General features: G+C 66.7%; 13 protein-coding genes. 6 read left to right on the forward strand and 7 right to left on the reverse strand.

Going from position 1 to position 17,541, the window contains the following annotated elements:
- Nucleotides 1-58: 58 nt before the first annotated feature.
- A complete protein-coding gene (gene efeB / locus HOW07_RS03710; RefSeq protein WP_175116120.1) occupies nt 59-1,423 on the forward strand; it encodes an iron uptake transporter deferrochelatase/peroxidase subunit in 1,365 nt (454 codons plus the stop codon).
- Nucleotides 1,424-1,651: 228 nt separating this feature from the next.
- Here the strand turns inward: efeB and HOW07_RS03715 are convergent, their stop codons facing one another.
- The 3 genes from HOW07_RS03715 to HOW07_RS03725 all read right to left on the reverse strand — a co-directional run bounded on the left by HOW07_RS03715 (nt 1,652) and on the right by HOW07_RS03725 (nt 5,947).
- The gene (locus HOW07_RS03715) at nt 1,652-2,083 is read right to left on the reverse strand and encodes a hypothetical protein (RefSeq protein ID WP_121289998.1); all 432 of its coding nucleotides are present in this window, start codon (nt 2,081-2,083) and stop codon (nt 1,652-1,654) included.
- A 71-nt stretch (nt 2,084-2,154) separates the two neighbouring features.
- Nucleotides 2,155-4,062: a translational GTPase TypA gene (gene typA / locus HOW07_RS03720; protein ID WP_064296411.1), complete on the reverse strand. Its 1,908-nt coding sequence runs from the start codon at nt 4,060-4,062 to the stop codon at nt 2,155-2,157.
- A gap of 160 nt (nt 4,063-4,222) precedes the next feature.
- Nucleotides 4,223-5,947, reverse strand: a complete 1,725-nt coding sequence (locus HOW07_RS03725) for an ABC transporter family substrate-binding protein (protein WP_175116121.1) — start codon at nt 5,945-5,947, stop codon at nt 4,223-4,225.
- Between the two features lie 297 nt (nt 5,948-6,244).
- On the opposite strand from HOW07_RS03725, the gene HOW07_RS03730 reads away from it, so the two are divergent.
- The 4 genes from HOW07_RS03730 to HOW07_RS03745 are packed head-to-tail and all read left to right on the forward strand — an operon-like array spanning nt 6,245 to nt 10,920.
- Nucleotides 6,245-7,228 carry an ABC transporter permease gene (locus HOW07_RS03730; protein ID WP_064296413.1) on the forward strand — a complete coding sequence of 328 codons (984 nt, stop codon included), beginning with the start codon at nt 6,245-6,247 and terminating at the stop codon, nt 7,226-7,228.
- Nucleotides 7,229-7,232: 4 nt separating this feature from the next.
- Nucleotides 7,233-8,156 carry an ABC transporter permease gene (locus HOW07_RS03735; protein WP_175116122.1) on the forward strand — a complete coding sequence of 308 codons (924 nt, stop codon included), beginning with the start codon at nt 7,233-7,235 and terminating at the stop codon, nt 8,154-8,156.
- Complete coding sequence (locus HOW07_RS03740; protein WP_175116123.1) at nt 8,149-10,254, forward strand: ABC transporter ATP-binding protein; 2,106 nt, start codon at nt 8,149-8,151, stop codon at nt 10,252-10,254. Before HOW07_RS03735 ends, HOW07_RS03740 begins: the two co-directional genes overlap by 8 nt.
- Nucleotides 10,255-10,302: 48 nt before the next feature.
- A complete protein-coding gene (locus HOW07_RS03745) occupies nt 10,303-10,920 on the forward strand; it encodes a hypothetical protein (protein ID WP_175116124.1) in 618 nt (205 codons plus the stop codon).
- 83 nt (nt 10,921-11,003) lie between these two features.
- Here the strand turns inward: HOW07_RS03745 and HOW07_RS03750 are convergent, their stop codons facing one another.
- The 4 genes from HOW07_RS03750 to HOW07_RS03765 form a co-directional block, all read right to left on the reverse strand.
- Nucleotides 11,004-12,755 (reverse strand): ABC transporter ATP-binding protein, encoded by a 1,752-nt coding sequence (locus tag HOW07_RS03750; RefSeq protein ID WP_079002093.1) that lies wholly within the window; start codon nt 12,753-12,755, stop codon nt 11,004-11,006.
- Complete coding sequence (locus HOW07_RS03755) at nt 12,752-13,690, reverse strand: ABC transporter permease (RefSeq protein ID WP_079002091.1); 939 nt, start codon at nt 13,688-13,690, stop codon at nt 12,752-12,754. Before HOW07_RS03755 ends, HOW07_RS03750 begins: the two co-directional genes overlap by 4 nt.
- A 13-nt stretch (nt 13,691-13,703) precedes the next feature.
- Nucleotides 13,704-14,636 (reverse strand): ABC transporter permease, encoded by a 933-nt coding sequence (locus HOW07_RS03760; RefSeq protein ID WP_153303412.1) that lies wholly within the window; start codon nt 14,634-14,636, stop codon nt 13,704-13,706.
- A gap of 75 nt (nt 14,637-14,711) precedes the next feature.
- Nucleotides 14,712-16,331, reverse strand: a complete 1,620-nt coding sequence (locus HOW07_RS03765; RefSeq protein ID WP_371743570.1) for an ABC transporter substrate-binding protein — start codon at nt 16,329-16,331, stop codon at nt 14,712-14,714.
- Nucleotides 16,332-16,667: 336 nt separating this feature from the next.
- Here HOW07_RS03765 and HOW07_RS03770 point away from each other — a divergent pair, with 336 nt between their 5' ends.
- A complete protein-coding gene (locus HOW07_RS03770; protein ID WP_371743571.1) occupies nt 16,668-17,480 on the forward strand; it encodes a CPBP family intramembrane glutamic endopeptidase in 813 nt (270 codons plus the stop codon).
- Nucleotides 17,481-17,541 lie beyond the last annotated feature (61 nt).

The raw sequence follows: 17,541 nt of genomic DNA on the forward strand, positions 1-17,541 counted from the left end.
CATTCTGGGGGTTCCGGCCCTGCGGCCTTCCAGCCATCCCTGAATAGCATGAGGTCCGATGACCGAGCACACTCTCCCCACGACCCCTGCACCCGAGGCAGGATCGGCGCCCACCGAACCTGGACCCGGCGCCGCGTCCACACCGCCGAGCGACACCCCACGGCGCGGGCTGTCGCGACGGGCGCTGTTCGGCCTCGCCGGAGCAGGCGCCGCGGGGCTGGCGGCCGGAGCCGGGGCGACCGCTGCCATCACCGCAGCCGTGAGCGCCTCGGCGAGTGCCTCGGGCGTCACGACGGTCTACCCCTTCAGCGGGGCGCACCAGAGCGGGATCACCACGCCGGCGCAGGACCGCCTGCACTTCGCCGCGTACGACGTGTCGGCGGGGACCACCAGGGAGGAGCTCGTCGAGCTGCTCCAGGACTGGAGTGTCGCCGCGGCACGCATGACTCAGGGCCAGGAGGTCGCCGACGGTGGCGCCGTGGACGGCTCCCCGCTCGCTCCCCCGGTCGACACCGGCGAGGCGCTCGGACTGCCCGCCAGCGGGCTCACGATCACCTTCGGGTTCGGACCCACACTCTTCACCGCCGAGGACGGCACGGACCGGTTCGGCATCGCCGACCGGCGCCCTGCCGAGTTGGAGAAGCTCCCCCGCTTCACGGGCGACAACCTGCAGGCGGGCCTCACCGGCGGCGACCTCTGCATCCAGGCCTGCGCCGACGACCCACAGGTCGCCGTGCACGCGATCCGCAATCTGAGCCGCATCGCGTTCGGACGTGCCTCCATCCGCTGGTCGCAGCTCGGTTTCGGTCGCACCTCGTCGACCTCTACCAGTCAGGTCACCCCGCGCAACCTGTTCGGCTTCAAAGACGGCACTGCGAACGTCAAGTCCGAGGAGACGAAGACGGTCGAAGAGCAGGTGTGGGTCCAGGACGGGGACAGCGCCGCCTGGCTGAGCGGTGGTTCCTACCTCGTGGTCCGCAAGATCCGCATGATCATCGAGACCTGGGACCGCGCGCAGCTCCAGGAGCAGGAGCGGGTCATCGGTCGGAGCAAGGGCGAGGGCGCACCGCTGTCGGGCGGCAAGGAGTTCACCGAGCCCGACTTCGAAGCGGTCGGGGCTACGGATCAGCCGCTCATCGACAAGCACTCACACGTGCGCCTGGCGCACCCGACCCAGCTCAAGGGCACGAAGCTCCTGCGACGCGGATACAACTTCGTCGACGGCAACGACGACCTCGGGCGGTTGAACGCCGGACTGTTCTTCATGTCGTACCAGCGATCGCCGAAGCAGTTCATCGACGTGCAGCGCGCGCTGGCCACCGATGCGCTCAACGAGTACATCAAGCACGTCGGGTCGGCGATCTTCGCGGTGCCGCCGGGCGCGAGCCAGGACGGCTGGGTCGGCGAGACGCTCTTCGCGTAGGACCTGCTCGGTCGCTGAGCCTCCCCGGCCCGTTGCTGAGCCCTCCCTGCCCGGTCACTGAGCCCTCCCTTCCCGGTCACTGAGCCCTCCCTTCCCGGTCACTGAGCCTGTCGAAGTGCGCCCTTCGACAAGCTCAGGGACCGGAAGGGCGCTCAGGGACTGGAAGGGCGCTCAGGGACCGGAAGGGCGCTCAGCGACCGGAAGAGCGCTCAGGGACCGGAGGGGCGGCTACTTGACCGTCACCGTGTAGAGGATGCTGTCCGCCGAGGCGACGAGCTTCACGTCGTAGGCCGTCGTCGACAGCGTCACGATCGAACCGTCGCCGTTCGCGATCTCCCCGTCGACCGTGAAGCCTGCCGCGACGAGCGCATCCTTGGCTGCGGTGGCCGCATCGGTCGCCTGCACCGTGACGACGAAGGTGTCCTTGCCGTCGACCGTCCCACGTCCACCGTTGACCGTGCCGTCGACCACCGGGACCGCGTCGACGGGGTAGCCGTCCGGCAGCCCCTCGTCGAGGTTCACATCGAAGTCGCCACCGGTGGCGTCGCGGATACCCTGCTCGACCGAGTCCTTGACGGTCGACTCGATGACGCTGCACCCGGCGAGCGTCGGAGCGAGGACGAGGGCGGCCAGCAGGGCGAGGGAGGCGGGTCGGCGCATGCCCATCAGCTTAACGACCCGATGCCCGGTCTTCCTGAGAGGACCGGGCATCGGGTTGGAGCGGTTACCGCCTACTCGGACTGCTTCTTGAGACGCGAGTAGCTGCGCTGGCGGGCCTGAGCGTCGAGCTCGACCTTGCGGATGCGCACGTGCTCGGGCGTGACCTCGACGCACTCGTCCTCGCGGGCGAACTCGAGGCTCTCCTCGAGCGTGAGGACGCGCGGCGGCGTCATCGACTCGAAGTTGTCGGCCGAAGACTGACGCATGTTGGTCAGCTTCTTCTCCTTGGTGATGTTGACGTCCATGTCGTCGTTGCGCGAGTTCTCGCCGATGACCATGCCCTCGTAGACCTCTTCGGTCGGCTGCACGAAGAACGACATGCGCTCCTGCAGCGCGATGATCGCGAAGGGGGTGACGACGCCGGAGCGGTCGGCGACGATCGAGCCGTTGTTGCGCGTCGTGATCGCGCCGGCCCACTCGCCGTAGCCGTGCGCGAGCGCGTTGGCGATGCCGGTACCGCGCGTGGCGGTGAGGAACTCGGAGCGGAAGCCGATGAGGCCGCGCGACGGGACGATGAACTCCATGCGGACCCAGCCGGTGCCGTGGTTCGACATGTTCTCCATGCGACCCTTGCGAGCGGCGAGAAGCTGGGTGATCGCGCCGAGGTGCTCCTCGGGAGCGTCGATGGTCAGGTGCTCGTAGGGCTCGTGGACCTTGCCGTCGATACGCTTCGTGACCACCTGCGGCTTGCCGACGGTGAGCTCGTAGCCTTCGCGACGCATCTGCTCGACGAGGATGGCGAGCGCGAGCTCTCCACGGCCCTGGACCTCCCACGCGTCGGGTCGACCGATGTCGAGGACCTTGAGTGAGACGTTACCGATGAGCTCGCGGTCGAGACGGTCCTTGACCATGCGGGCGGTGAGCTTGTGGCCCTTGACCTTGCCCATGAGCGGCGAGGTGTTGGTACCGATCGTCATCGAGATGGCCGGGTCGTCGACCGTGATGGCCGGCAGCGCGCGGACGTCCTCGGGGTCGGCCAGGGTGTCGCCGATCATGATGTCGGCGAAACCGGCGACGGCGACGATGTCGCCGGGGCCGGCGCTCTCGGCCGGGTAGCGGTCGAGCGCCTTCGTGATCATGAGCTCGGTGACGCGGACGTTGTGGACGTCGCCGTCGTGGCGGACCCAGGCGACCGTCTGGCCCTTCTTCAACGTGCCGTTGAAGATGCGCAGGAGCGCGAGGCGGCCGAGGAACGGCGAGGCGTCGAGGTTCGTGACGTGCGCCTGGAGCGGGTGCTCGTCGTCGTACTGCGGAGCCGGGATGTGCTCGAGGATGGCCTCGAAGAGTGGCTCGAGGTTCTCGCTGTCGGGCAGTTCGCCGTTGGCGGGCTTGGTGGACGACGCACGGCCGGCCTTGCCCGAGGCGTACACGACCGGGACGTCGAGGATGGCGTCGAGGTCGAGGTCGGGGACGTCGTCGGCCATGTCGCTGGCGAGTCCGATGAGGAGGTCCTGGCTCTCGACGACGACCTCGTCGATGCGCGCATCGGGACGGTCGGTCTTGTTGACCAGGAGGATGACGGGCAGCTTGGCCTCGAGCGCCTTGCGGAGCACGAAGCGGGTCTGCGGGAGGGGGCCCTCGGACGCGTCGACGAGGAGGACGACGCCGTCGACCATGGACAGGCCGCGCTCGACCTCTCCACCGAAGTCGGCGTGACCCGGGGTGTCGATGACGTTGATCGTGATCGGGCCGTCGGTGGCGTGTTCGCCCTTGTACGAGATCGCCGTGTTCTTGGCGAGGATGGTGATGCCCTTTTCGCGCTCGAGCTCATTCGAGTCCATGGCGCGTTCTTCGAGGTGGGCGTGTTCGGCGAAAGAGTTGGTCTGTCGCAGCATGGCGTCGACGAGGGTCGTCTTGCCGTGGTCAACGTGGGCCACGATCGCGACATTGCGCAGATCGGAACGAGTGGCGAGCGCCATAAAAGGGTGGCTTCCTTCAAGTGGATGGGATTCGGGCACGATGGTGCCGACGGACCATCATACCGCAGGAGTCCTGGCCGGGGGCTGAACGGCGACGGGCACCGGCGGTTTCCCGCCGATGCCCGTCGAGGCTGCGTTCAGATCGAACGCGTGCTGATGCTTACTTCTTCCAGCCCACGTTCTTCCAGTCGATGGTCTCGAACTGGGTCGGCCCGTAGTTCACGAGGCCGCTCTTGACGCCGTAGGTGTACGGCACCGGGAACAGCGGCAGCGTGGTCGCGAGGGCGACGATCTTCTTGTCGATCTCCTTCGCGATCTCGAGGCGCTTGTCGGGGTCGAGCTCCGCGTTGGCGCTCGCCCAGAGCTCGCCGAGCGAGTCGTCGGTGACGCCGGGGAAGTTCTGTCCGGAGTCGGCCGGGTAGAAGATCGACTCGGTGCTCGAGATCGGGAACGCGGTGCCCTGCCACGCGAAGCTCACGGCGTCGAAGTCGCGGGTCTCGGTGGTGACGTACTTCGTGAAGAAGTCGTCGGACGGGACGGTGTCGATCTGGAGGTCGAAGCCGGACTCCTTCACCATGGCCTGGACCTGCTGCGAGGTCTCGGCCGAGACCGGGTTGTCGGAGTCGATGACGTAGCGGACGGTCAGCTTCTTGCCGTCCTTCTCGCGGATGCCGCCGCTGCCTTCCTTCCAACCGGCGTCGTCGAGCTGCTTCTTGGCGGCGTCGATGTCGTAGCCGAGCACCTTGGAGGCGTCGTCCTCGTAGCCGTCCTGGCCGGGGAGGAAGATGAGGTTGTTCAGCAGGTCGGTCGGTGCGTCGATCGCTGCGAGGCGGGCCTCGGCGATGGTCTGACGGTTGATCGACTTGGCGAACGCCTGGCGGACCTCGGGGTCGCTCAGGACCTCGGACGTGCCGTTCAGGGTGATGTGGTTGTACGTCGTTCCACGCGAACGCTGGATCTCGGCGTCACTGCGCTTCTTGGCCGTCTCGTAGTTGTCGGCGTTCGAGCCGATGCTGAACACGTCGATCTCACTGTTCGAGAACGCCTGCGCGAGACCCGAGCGGGACACCTGCTTGAAGATGATGTTGTCGAGCTTCGGCTTGTCGCCCCACCACTTCGGGTTGGGCTCGAAGGTCACGACCGCGCCGGTCTGGTCGATCTTGCTGACGATGTACGGACCGCCGGAGACGTAGGTCGTGCCGTCGGCCGCATAGGGTCCGGTCGCCCAGAGGGTGTTGAAGGACTCCGGCGTCGCGCCGAGCCACTTCGGCCAGATGTTGCCGAGGATCGACGGCCAGTCCGCGTTCTTGTTCTTGAACGTGATGAGGACGTCCTGCGGGCTGTCGCCGGCGGTGACGGACTCGATGTCCTTCCACACGTTCGTGGCGGTGGGCGCGTAGGCGGGGTCGACGCCGTTCAGCGACTTCCAGGTCGCGGCGAAATCGTCGACGCTCATGGCGGTGCCGTCCGACCAGACGGCGTCCGGGTTGATCTTGATCTCGACGACCTGCGGGTCCTCGGTCTTCAGCTCGACGGAGGTCGCGAAGTCGGGGTTCGCCTCCCAGGTGCCGTCCTCCTTGATGTTGATGAACGACGGTGTGTACAGGTTGCTGAGGAACTGGTCGTCGACGGTGCCGCTGTCGAGGTTGTAGAGGTTCCAGTTCGCGGGGATCGCGTCGACGGCGAGGTTGAGCGAACCGCCCTGGGCGATCTGGTCGGCGTCGGCGCGCTCCCAGCCGGTGCCGGACAGCTCGGCGGGCTTCGACGTCGAGCCGCCACCGCCTGAACCGCCTCCGGTGCAAGCCGTCAATGCGAGGGCGACGATCGAGACGCCGGCGAGGATCATCCCGCCGCGCCGCTTCGATCCCTGTGTTCTGGAACTCATCGAGATCCACCTTTCGTGACGTGTAACTGCGCAAGGCCGCACCGATGCGGAGCGGAAGGCGCGCAGGCCAATGTGGACCATCTTGCACCCGCTCCGGGGATCCCCCACAAGTGGGGATGAATTGTTACCGTTTCGATTTATCGGCAACACGTGCCGGAAACATACGTTTCGTTTCCTGAGAACACGCGTCGTTTTCTGATTCCAGACACTTGGGGGTTACAGTGTCTCCACCCCCACGAGGGGAGCACAGCTGACGGGACGACGCGGTCCCGCACAACGACTTCGCAAGGCTGGTACATGATCGGGTTCATTGCACGGCGGTTGGTCAACTACCTGTTCCTCTCCGCGATCGCCACCATGCTGGGCTACGTGCTCGTGAGCATGACGCTCCAGCCGTCGGCCCGGTTCCTCGGGAAGAACCCGCCCATCCCCCAGGCGTCCATCGATGCGGCGCTGGACAAGATGGGCGTGAACCCGAAGGTCCCGCTGCTCGAACGCCTGTGGGACTGGGTCACGCAACTGGTGACCACCGGCTCCCTCGGGATCAGCACGCGCGGCACCCAGGTCACCGCCGACATCTTCGAGCGCTCGGGTACGAGCCTCCGCCTCCTCGTCATCGGCACCATCCTCGGCGCGGTCATCGGCGTCGCCCTCGGCGTGTGGGGCGCGGTCCGCCAGTACCGTGCCAGCGACCAGATCATCACCTACGCCTCGTTCACGATCCTCGCGATGCCCGTCTTCGTCATCGGCGTCGTGCTCATGATCCTCGCGACGTCACTCAACCAGGCGGTCGGCACGAACGTCATCAACTTCACCGGCGAGTACACCGCCGGCCTCCAGGGCGGGTTCTGGACACAGTTCGGCGACCGGGCGATGCATCTGCTGTTGCCCACCATCACCCTCACCGTCGGCGCCGTCGCCTCGTACTCGCGGTACCAGCGCAGCGCCATGCTCGACGTGATGAGCGCCGACTACATCCGGACCGCGCGCTCGAAGGGCCGGACCCGCGGTTCCGCGATCATCCGGCACGGTGTCCGCGTCGCGCTCATCCCGATGTCGACGTTCTTCGCCTACTCCTTCGGGCTCATCCTCACCGGAGCGAGTGTGACGGAGAACGTCTTCAGCTGGCACGGCATGGGCGAGTACCTCCTCACGAGCGTCTCGAACTCGGACATCAACGCCGCCGCCGGGACCATCCTGTTCACCTCCATCCTCGTCCTGATCGCCGGAACGCTCTCCGACGTGATCTATGCGGCGCTCGACCCGAGAGTGCGGGTGTAACGACATGGCACTGACCGACCCCTCGACCCTCACCGTCGGCGACCCGGAGAAGATGGCGGACGCCCCCAAGCGTCCGCAGTCCCGCGGGCGCACGATCCTGCGGAAGGTGCTCGTCACGAAGCGCGCCCGCATCGGTGGCGGCGTCCTCCTCTTCATCATCCTCTGGGCGTTCATCGGCCCGCTGCTCTCCCCCTGGTCGTTCACCGACCAGGACGGCCTCGCCTTCAGCCAGCCGCCCTCGCTCGACCACTGGTTCGGTACCAACAACATCGGCCAGGACGTGTACGCACAGACGCTCGTCGGGCTGCAGAAGTCCATCGTCATCGGTCTGATCGTCGGCCCGGGCGCTGCGATCATCGCCGGACTCGTCGGGGCCATCGCCGGCTACGTCGGAGGCGTCTGGGACAAGGCGATCGTGTGGCTCATCGACCTCCTCCTCGTCATCCCCGGCTTCTTCCTCCTCGTGCTCCTGAGCCCGGCGTTCAAGTCGCTGTCCTGGCTCGCCCTCGTCGTCTTCCTCGTCCTGTTCGGCTGGATGGTGCTCGCGCGCGTCATCCGCGGGCAGACGATGTCGCTCCGCGAACGCGAATACGTCAAGGCGGCCCGGTTCATGGGCGTCCCCGGGTTCACGATCATCCGTCGCCACATCATCCCGAACGTCGCGAGCCTCCTCATCATCGACGCGACGCTCGGCATCGGCGCGGCGATCCTGTCGGAGACGACCCTGAGCTTCTTCGGCTTCGGCGTGCAGGCGCCCGACGTCTCGCTCGGCACCCTGCTCGCCGCCGGTGCGAGTGCGGCCGTGACTCGGCCCTGGCTGTTCGTCTTCCCCGCAGCGATCCTCGTCATCACCGTGCTCGCCTCCAGCCTCCTCGGCGACGCCCTGCGCGACGCCATCGACCCGACCTCAGGAGCCAACCGTGACTGACCCCCAGGCGACCGCGCCGCTCCTCAAGGTCGACGACCTCACCGTCACCTTCCCCAACGCCGGCACGCCCGTGCATGCCGTCCGCGGTGTCTCCTACGAGGTGCGGCGTGGTGAGTTCCTCGGCATCGTCGGCGAGTCGGGCTCCGGCAAGAGCGTCTCCTCGATGGCCGTCATGGGGCTGCTCCCCACCAACGCGCAGGTGAGCGGCAGCATCCGCTACGACGGCGTCGAGCTGCTCGGCCAATCGGACCAGGAGCTGTCGAAGATCCGCGGGCGGGACATCGCCATGATCTTCCAGGATCCGCTCTCGGCGCTCACGCCCGTCTACACGATCGGTCAGCAGATCGCCGAAGGCCTCCGCCTCCACGACTCCGCGCTCTCGCAGCGCGCCGCAGAGACCCGGGCCGTCGAACTCCTGAAGATCGTCGGCATTCCGAACGCGGAGCGGCGTGCGAAGTCGTTCCCGCACGAGTTCTCCGGTGGCATGCGTCAGCGGGCCATGATCGCGATCGCCATCGCCAACGACCCGCAGCTGATCATCGCCGACGAGCCGACCACCGCGCTCGACGTCACCATCCAGGCGCAGATCCTCGAGGTGCTCCAGAAGGCGAAGGACATCACCGGCGCCGCCGTGGTGCTCATCACGCACGACCTCGGTGTCGTCGCCGGCAACGCCGACCGGGTGGCCGTGATGTACGCGGGCCGGATCGTCGAGACGGCGCCCGTGGTCCCGCTGTTCCGCGAACCGCTCATGCCGTACACGATCGGTCTGTTGCGCTCCATGCCGAACATGGCGGCGAACCAGCAAGAGCGACTCGTCCCGCTCGAAGGACGCCCACCGCTGTTGACGACCGTGCCGACCGGCTGCCCCTTCGCCCCGCGCTGCCCGATCGCCGTGGCCGCGTGCCTCGAGGGCGAACCGGCGTTGCTCCCCGTCCTCGACGGGCCCGTCGAGGACCCGACGACCTCGGTCGATCACACCGCCGCGTGCATCCGCGCCGGCGAGATCGCCGACGGGTCGCTGCGCCGCCCGGAGATCTTCCCTCGGCCGGACGAGGTGCCGGAGGAGCTCGTCGCCGAGGTCGCTCCGGAGACCGTCCTCGACGTCCGCGATCTGACCCGCGCGTTCCCGCTCACGAAGGGCGTCGTCTTCCGGCGCAACATCGGCACCGTCCGCGCGGTCGACGGGGTCTCGTTCAGCGTGCAGCGCGGGCGCACCCTCGGCCTGGTCGGCGAGTCCGGGTGCGGGAAGACGACGACGATCATGGAGATCCTCGAACTCGCGAGGACGCAGGGCGGCAGCATCCACGTGAACGGGGTCGACACCGCGACGCTGTCGAAGCCCGACCGCAGGAAGCTGCGCAGCGACATCCAGGTAGTGTTCCAGGACCCGATGGCCTCACTCGATCCGCGCATGACGATCGAGGACATCATCGGCGAGCCGTTGACCGTCCACGGGGTCTCCCCCGCCGAGATCCGCTCCCGCGTCGGGGCCATGCTCGAACTCGTCGGCTTGGAGCCGTCCTTCGCCGGCCGATACCCGCACGAGTTCTCGGGTGGACAGCGACAGCGCATCGGCATCGCTCGGGCGCTCGTCGTCGAACCGAAGATCCTCGTGCTCGACGAGCCGGTCTCCGCGCTCGACGTCTCCGTCCAGGCCGGCGTCATCAATCTGCTCGAAGACCTCAAGCAGCGGCTCGGACTCTCGTACCTCTTCGTCGCCCACGACCTCGCCGTCGTCCGGCACATCGCCGACGACGTGGCGGTCATGTACCTCGGACGCATCGTCGAGTACGGACCGAGCGCCACGATCTTCGACGACCCGAAGCACCCGTACACGCGGGCGCTCCTGTCAGCGGTGCCGGTCCCGGACCCCGAGATCGAACGCAGTCGGCAGCGCATCCTGCTGAACGGCGACCTCCCCTCCCCCAGCGACGACCGGGTCGGCTGCAGTTTCCGGAGCCGGTGCCCGTTGTTCCAGCTGCTGCCGGCCGACAGGCAGGCGGTCTGCGAACGCGACGATCCACGAGAGCGCCCGGTCGACGGACGGCTCGTCGCGTGTCACCATGCGGAGAGCGACCGGCTCGTCACCGCCTGATCGAGCCGAGCGGCGCCCGAGGGTCGGCGGCCTGGAAGGATGGTGGACGTGAACGAAGCGACGAACGCCGGCAATCGGACCACCCTGCGGAGCACGAGCGGTTTCTGGATCCTCGGGGTCACCGCCATCCTCATGGTCTTCTTCATCATCGACGCCGTGAGCCGTGGAGCCTGGGGCTTCGCGGTCCAGGCGCTCCCGTGGGAGGTCCTCGTCGTGTGGCTGGTCTACCTCGTCCTCGTCCGCCCGTGCATCATCATCGAACCGTCGCAGCTGACCGTCGTGAACGTCGGGCGTCTCCACGACATCCCCTGGTCGCGCATGGAGGAGGCGACGAGCCGCTACCAGCTCACGGTGCTCCTGCGGGACGGGCGGAAGATCACCAGCTGGGGCGCACCGAGCGCTGGGCTCGACCGCCCGTCGCTGATCGGCGGACGTGCCGGACGAAGCGGGGTCGACCATCAGGACCGCGCTGCAGGCGTCCGCCGACCCGGTCGTGCCGGAAACGAGGGTCCGACTGCCGTCGACCTCATCGACCGTGCCCACGAACGCTGGGGTCGGATCGACCCGAAGGACGACCGCCTCGCCACCTCGCGCTGGGACGTCGTCGCCCTGGGCGTCACGGCGGCACTCCTCGCCTGGGGCGTCGCCTCGGCGCTCCTCGGCTAGCGGCCGGCGGACGCCCCCCTGAAACGCCGAAGGGCGGTGCCCCGGATCGCTCCGTGGCACCGCCATTTGGCGTTCTGCGCGGGTTACAGCGCGAGCTCGATCCCGGCGCCGGGAATGGCGTCGAGGAGTTCGCGCGTGTACTGCTGCTTCGGGTTCTCGAAGACGTCGTCCGTGGTCGACGCCTCCACGATCTTCCCCTTCTGCATGACCGCGACGTTGTCGGCGATCACGCGCACGACCGCGAGGTCGTGGGTGATGAAGAGGTACGTCAGCTGCAGCTCCGACTGGAGGTCGGCGAGCAACTGCAGGATCTGCGCCTGGACGAGGACGTCGAGTGCGGACACCGCCTCGTCGAGGACGACGATCTCCGGCTTCAACGCGAGTGCGCGAGCGATCGCGATGCGCTGACGCTGTCCACCGGAGAGCTCGTTCGGGTACCGGGTCGCGACCGCCTGCGGCAGCGAGACCTGATCGAGGAGCTCCAGCACGCGCGCACGGCGGGAGGCCTTGTCGCCCACCTTGTGCGTGACGAGCGGTTCAGCGATCGTGTTGCCGATGTTCCGCAGCGGGTCGAGGGAGCCGTAGGGGTCCTGGAAGACCGGCTGCATCTTGCGGCGCAGCGCGAGGAGGCCCTTGCGATCGAGCCCCTCCATCACCTTGCCACCGATGCGGATACTGCCCGAGGTCGGAGTCTCCAGTTGGAGCAGCAGCTTCGCGACCGTGGACTTGCCCGAACCGGACTCGCCGACGAGCGCCATGGTGGTGCCCTTCGGGATCTGGAACGAGACACCGTCGACCGCCTTCAGCTCGCTCGCCTGACCTTTCTGTCCACGGATCTTGTACACCTTCTCCAAGTCGTCGACGACGATCGCCGGCTCGACCTTCGCGAGATCGAGCTGCGCGGCGGCACGGTGCTCCGCTGCCACGATGAGGTCGATCCCCTCGGAACCGGCCGGGGCCTCGTGCTCGAGCGTCTCCAGCGACCCGGTCGCGGACTGGATACGACGGGATGCGAGGCTCGGCGCCGCAGCGACAAGACGCTGGGTGTACGGGTGCACCGGGTTCTGCAGGATCTCGACCGACGGACCGGCCTCGACGATCTGCCCCTTGTACATGACGATGAGCTTCTCAGCGCGCTCGGCGGCGAGGCCGAGATCGTGCGTGATGAAGAGCAGCGCCGTGCCGCTGTCGCGGGTCAGGCTTTCGAGGTGGTCGAGGATCTTCCGCTGCACCGTGACGTCGAGCGCCGAGGTGGGCTCGTCCGCGATGAGCAGCTTCGGGCTCGAGGACAGACCGATACCGATGAGCACGCGCTGACGCATGCCGCCGGAGAACTGGTGCGGGAACTGCTTCAGGCGACGGTCGGCGTCGGACAGACCGGCCTGCTGGAGGACCTCGATCGCCTTGGCGCGAACGGCCTGCTTGCCCTGGGCGATGCCGTTGGCACGGATGGCCTCCTCGACCTGGAACCCGATGTTCCACACCGGGTTGAGGTTGGACATCGGGTCCTGGGGCACGAAACCGATCAGGCGTCCGCGGACGTCCTCGATCTCCTTGCGCGAGAGCTTGGAGAGGTCACGACCCTCGAAGAGGATCTCGCCGCCCGTGATCTTGCCGGTCCCGGGGAGCAGGTTGATGATGGCGTGCGCCGTCGTCGACTTCCCGGAACCCGATTCACCGACGATCGCGACCGTCTCACCGGGCATCATGGTGAAACTCGTCTTACGGATGGCCTGGACGGTGCCGCTCTGCGTCCGGAACCCGACCTCGAGGTCCTTGACCTCGAGGAGCGGCTGCCCGGTGCGTGCGCCGGCCGATGGGGTGTGGCTGCTCAACGGAGTGCCCTCGCCTTCGGGTCGAGTGCATCGCGCAGGACCTCGCCGAGCATGATGAAGCTGAGCACGGTGAGCGAGAGCGCGATGGACGGGTAGATGAGCACTTGCGGAGCGGTCCGGAGGTCGCGCTGGGCCTGCGAGATGTCCGCGCCCCACGAGATCGATTCCGAGCCGAGTCCGACGCCGAGGAACGAGAGCGTGGCTTCTGCGACGATGGCCGAGGCCAACGACAGCGTGATCACGACGATGACCGGGGCGATCGAGTTCGGCAGGACGTGGCGCACGAGGATCCGGAACCGCGAGACGCCGAGAGCGATGGAGGCCTGCACGTAGTCCGCGTTCTTCACTCGCAGGACCTCAGCACGAAGCACTCTCGCGACGCTCGGCCAGACGAACAGCCCGACCGCGAGGGAGATGGTCCAGACACTGCGATATGCGGCGAGAGCCGACATGACGACGACCGCGGCGAGGATGTACGGGATCGAGAAGAAGATGTCGCCGATGCGCGAGAGCACCGAGTCGACCCAGCCGCCGTAGAAGCCGGACAACGCACCGAAGCTGATGCCGAGCACGCAGACGATCGCGGTCACGATGAGCCCGACCGCGAGCGACGTGTTGGCACCGAAGATGACCCGCGAGTAGATGTCGCAGCCCTGCTTCGTGAAGCCGAGCGGGTGTGCGAGCGACGGGTCGCCGAGGCTGTTGTCGAGATTGCAGCTCCGTGGATCGACGTGTGAGAACAGGCCGGGCAACAGCGACACGACGACGACGAGCACGATCAGTACGGCCGAGATCCAGAACATCGGCTGACGGCGCATGTACGCCCAGGCGTCGGTCCAGAGGTTACTCGGCTTCTCGTCGACCTTGACAGCATCGATCACCGCAAGCGGCGTCTCCTCCAGCGGGGCGACGAAGTGCGTGGATGAACGCTTCATCTGTGGTTCCTGATCATGACTTGACATAGCGGATCCTCGGGTCGAGCACGGCGTACAGCAGGTCGACCAGCAGGTTGACGAGCAGATAGACGAGCACCATCACGGTCACGAAGGACACGACGGTGGGCCCTTCCCCGCGGATGATCGCCTGGTAGAGCGTGCGACCGACACCGGGCACGTTGAAGATGCCCTCGGTGACCGTCGCTCCAACGATGAGCACACCGAAGTCGACGGCCAGGTAGGTGACGACCGGGATCAGCGAGTTACGGAGGATGTGCACCGGGATGATGCGACGACGGCTGAGGCCCTTCGAGGCCGCGGTGCGCACGAAGTCGAGCGACTGGGTCTCGATCACGGCGCCGCGGGTCAGGCGGGTGATCTGCGCGAAGCTGATCGTCGCGAGCACGAGTGCCGGAAGTAACAGGTCCTGTATCGGCGCACCGGCACCGACGGTCACCCTGAACCAACCGAGTTGGATGCCGAAGACGAACTGCGCGATGAACGCCACCACGAAGACCGGCAGCGAGATGAGGATGAGGCTGACGACCAGGAAGGACGCATCGAAGATACCGCCCTTGCGGAGTCCCGAGACGAGCCCGATCGTGATGCCGGCGACCATCTCGAAGAAGACGGCGAGGACAGCGAGGCGGAGCGTGACCGGGAAGGTCTGCGCGAGGATCTCGGAGACCGGCTGCCCGGAGAACGAGGTACCGAGGTCGCCCGTGAGGATGCCGCCGAGGTACAGGAAGTACTGCACGATGAACGGCTTGTCGAGGTTGTACTCCGCGCGCAACTGTTCGAGGACGGCCGGGCTGGGGGTCCGGTCACCGAAGAGCGCGAGGATGGGATCGCCCGGGAGGGCGAACACCATGAAGTAGATGAGGAACGTCGTACCGAGCAGGACCGGGATGGCCTGCAGGATACGGCGGAGGATGTAATTGCCCAAAGCGGGACTCCTGAACTCGTGAAAACTGGGTGGGCCCGGAAGAACCGGACCCACCCAGTTGTGCCGTCTACAAGATTACTTGGTGATCTCGTAGTAGAGGGGCACGGAGTTCCAACCGAACTCGACGTTCTGGACGCCTTCGCCGAAACCACCGCTCACGTTCTGGTACCAGAGCGGAATGGCGGGCAGGTCCTTGAACAGGACCTCCTGGGCCTCCTGGAACTTCTTGTTCGCGGCATCCAGGTCGGACTCGCTCGCACCCTCGCTCAGCAGCTTGTCGAACTCGGGGCTCGAGTAGTCGCCGTCGTTGGAGGAAGCGCCGGTCGCGTACAGCGGGCCGAGGAAGTTGTACAGACCCGGGTAGTCGGCCTGCCATCCGCTGCGGAACGCGGTCTGGATCTGACGGCTCGTGATGCTCTCGCGGAAGTCACCGAAGACGGCGACCGGAACACCGGAGGACTCGATACCGAGCGTGTTCTTGATGTTGTTCGTCACAGCGTCGACCCAGGCCTGGTGCGGTCCGTCGGCGTTGTAGGCGATCTGGAAGGAGCCGTCCCACGGGGAGATGGCGTCAGCCTCGGCCCAGAGTTCCTTGGCCTTCTTCTCGTCGTTGGTCAGCACCTCGTTGCCGGGGATGTCCTTCGAGTAGCCGTCGATGACGGGCGAGGTGAAGTCGGTCGCCGGGGTGCGGGTGCCCTCGAAGATGACGTCGGTGATCTGCTTGCGGTTGATCGCGTAGGAGATCGCCTGACGACGCAGCTGACCCTCTTCGCCGCTGAAGTGCGGGAGGCGGGACGGGATTGTGAAGGACTGGAACACGGCAGCGGGCTGGTTCACAGCGCGGTCACCCAGGTCGTCCTGGAAGGTGGAGATGGCCGAGTCGGGGATCTGGTCCAGGACGTCGAGGTTGCCACCGAGCAGGTCGGCGTAGGCCGCGTCGAAGCTGGCGTAGAAGTTGATCGTCACGCCGCCGTTCTTCGGCTTGCGGCCACCGTTGTACTCGTCGTTGGTGACGAGCGCGATGGACTCATTGTGCTTCCAGGCCTTTTCGCCGTCGAGCTTGTAGGGGCCGTTGCCGATCGGGTTCTGACCGAACTCGGCCGTGACCTTGCCAGCCTCGTCGAACGCCGACTTGGGCAGCGGGTAGAACGAGGAGTATCCGAGGCGCAGCGGGAAGTCAGAGCGAGCCTCGTTGAGCTCGACCGTGAAGGTCGTGTCGTCGACGACGTTGAGGCCGGTGAGGGGCTGGTCGGCGTCGTAGCTGAAGCCCTTGATGTCCTCGAAGAAGTAGCTGTTCTTGCGAGCGTTCGAGAGGAGCGCGGCGTCCTGCCAAGCGTTCACGAACGACTCGGCGTCGACCGGGTCACCGTTGGTGAACTTCTGGTCCGGCTTGATCTTGATCGTGAAGGTGATCGAGTCGTCGGTCTCGATCGACTCAGCCAGGTCGTTGACCGGCTTGCCCTTGGCGTCGTAGTAGACGAGGCCCGCGAAGATCTCGTCGAGGATCTTTCCGCCACCGACCTCGTTGGTGTCGCTGGGGATGAGGCCCGACTCCGGCTCGGAGCCGTTGGTCGTGATGATGGATGATGCGCTGCTGGTGCTCTCGCTGCTGGAACCGCCACCGGAACATCCGGTGAGGACGAGAGCCCCGGCTGCGATGATGGCGGCGGCAGAGCCGAACCGACTGAACTTCACAGTTCCTCCTTGGGGAAAGGGCAAGCGAAACCAGCGCATCGTGTGCGCTGGATCGCTCTTTGAATACTCTGACGATAAGCAGAAGCAGGACGGCGAGCAAACTGGGACGCCAAACGTTACACAGCGGTAACCCAATCGACGGATTGTTGCTCCGGAGTGCTTTTTCGTGCACGGATCCCGCCTGCCACGCACGAGAACGGTCGTGATCGCAAAACTCGTGCGGTCGCATCCACCTTCTGGATACGAATCGTAAGCCGTTTTGCTCCCGACATCAGCCGAGTGGACGCGCAGATGCTATGCGGTGCGCTCGGAGCCACCAGCCAGCAGAATGGACCGGTGAGCGAGCAGAACACCACCGAGCGGGGACCAAACCTCCCCGAGGGCGCCGGAGACAGCCGTCGGTGGTGGGAGATCGGCATCGTGCTCGCGCTGAGCCTCGGGGCGTCTGCGGTGTACTCGATCATCTCGCTCATCGCGAAGCTCACCGCGGGGCCACCGCTCTCCGATCAGTCGGCGGCGATCAACACCACGCAGGCCAGCCGGGAATGGCTCGACTTCAGCTACCAGTTCCTCGGGCTCTTCTTCCAGCTCGCGCCGGTCGCCCTCGTCATCTACCTGCTCTGGCAGCCCGGACGGAGCGGGTTCGCGCGGATGGGACTCGACCTCCGCTCCCCCGGACGCGACCTCGGCCGCGGTCTGCTCCTCGTCGCCGCGATCGGTGTCCCCGGCATCGGTGTGTACGCGTTGGGACGCGCCCTCGGCGTCACGGTCGCGGTCTCGACGTTTCCCGACACCATGTACTGGTGGACGATCCCGATGCTCGTCTTCTCCGCCCTCCGCGCCGGCCTCCAGGAGGAGGTCATCATCATCGGTTACCTGTACACCAGGCTCCGCGAGATCGGGTGGGGGTGGTGGACGATCATCCTGTCGACCGCCGTCCTCCGCGGGAGCTATCACCTGTACCAGGGCATCGGGCCCTTCTTCGGCAACGTCGCCATGGGGATCGCGTTCGGCTGGTGCTACAAGCGCTGGGGTCGGGTGATGCCGTTGGTCGTGGCACACACGGTCATCGATATCATCTCGTTCGCGGGCTTCCCGCTCGCCGTGGCCTGGTGGCCGGAGATCTTCGCGCCGACGCCGTCGTCCTGAGCACCCGTTCGCCGATCTGTGGGCGAATGAGCACTCCCTCGCCCACGAATGGGCGAGGGAG

This window comes from Plantibacter sp. MCCC 1A11337, from assembly GCF_013349365.1.
GTDB classification, from domain to species: Bacteria; Actinomycetota; Actinomycetes; order Actinomycetales; family Microbacteriaceae; genus Plantibacter; species Plantibacter flavus_A.

What these genes read in the sequence shown, in the direction of transcription:
- HOW07_RS03755 (WP_079002091.1), bottom strand. Translation starts at nt 13,690, where the DNA reads ATGAAGCGTTCATCCACGCACTTCGTCGCCCCGCTGGAGGAGACGCCG.
- efeB (WP_175116120.1), top strand. Translation starts at nt 59, where the DNA reads ATGACCGAGCACACTCTCCCCACGACCCCTGCACCCGAGGCAGGATCG.
- HOW07_RS03735 (WP_175116122.1), top strand. Translation starts at nt 7,233, where the DNA reads ATGGCACTGACCGACCCCTCGACCCTCACCGTCGGCGACCCGGAGAAG.
- HOW07_RS03715 (WP_121289998.1), bottom strand. Translation starts at nt 2,083, where the DNA reads ATGCGCCGACCCGCCTCCCTCGCCCTGCTGGCCGCCCTCGTCCTCGCT.
- HOW07_RS03725 (WP_175116121.1), bottom strand. Translation starts at nt 5,947, where the DNA reads ATGAGTTCCAGAACACAGGGATCGAAGCGGCGCGGCGGGATGATCCTC.
- HOW07_RS03730 (WP_064296413.1), top strand. Translation starts at nt 6,245, where the DNA reads ATGATCGGGTTCATTGCACGGCGGTTGGTCAACTACCTGTTCCTCTCC.
- typA (WP_064296411.1), bottom strand. Translation starts at nt 4,062, where the DNA reads ATGGCGCTCGCCACTCGTTCCGATCTGCGCAATGTCGCGATCGTGGCC.